Source organism: Streptomyces sp. HSW2009 (genome assembly GCF_040240285.1).
Taxonomy (GTDB): Bacteria; Actinomycetota; Actinomycetes; order Streptomycetales; family Streptomycetaceae; genus Streptomyces.
This window is the reverse complement of record NZ_JBEHZD010001104.1, coordinates 1-774: the sequence shown is the minus strand read 5'-3', so window position 1 is coordinate 774 and position 774 is coordinate 1. Positions and strand designations below refer to the sequence as shown.

General features: G+C 74.8%; 1 pseudogene. It reads left to right on the top strand.

The annotated features are described in order from the left end of the window. Positions 1-774 (top strand): annotated as a pseudogene (locus AAHZ94_RS34765) (hypothetical protein); the annotation flags it as partial.

Sequence of the window (774 nt, the reverse complement as noted above, 5' to 3'; positions counted from 1 at the left end):
CCACGCCGAACGGTTCCGCGCCGCACGCCGCGCCACACTCCCACCCGCACGCCGCGGCGGGCCCGGCCGGGCGGGGCGGCGATCCGCACGACCCGCGGCAGCCGCACGAACCACCGCTCCGGCAGGCCCTCCAGGCCGCCCGGGCCGCCGACCCCGCGCAGCAGCGGCTCGTGGAGCGGCTGGCCGCGTTGGACGACGCGCGGCTGCTGGACGAGTTGCGGGCGAGCGTCGGCCATCCGTACGCCCGTGATCTGCTGCTCGCCGAACTCGGCCGGGAACGGCGGGTCCAGATACGCGGTACGGCGATGGCGAACGAGCTGTGCACCGAGGTGCTGAGCCGGTTCCTGTACTACGACCCGAACGGGCCCGAGGGGCAGCGGCTCACGCCGGGGGAGATGGCCGAGCGCGCCGCCGACCTGTTCACCTGGGCGGTGGTGCCGGTGGCCAGGAACGAGGTGCACAGGTCGGCCCTGGTGGAGATCTTCGCGCTGCTGTGTCGCGGGCAGAGCCCGGTGGCCCGGGTCTGGATCGACCGGGCCCTGGTGCACCCGTACACCGGTTCGCCGCCCGACCTGCCGCCACAGGTGTGGAAGCTGGTCCTGGAGGAGCAGGAGGGCCGGCACCACGCCCCCGCCCTCCCGCCGCGCCAGGCCGCACCCCCACTCTCCCTTGGCCTCATCCACGACGGCCACCCACCCACCCAGCAGCACCCAACCCACCCAACCCAGCAGCACCCAACCCAGCAGCACCCAACCCAGCAGCACCCGACCCACC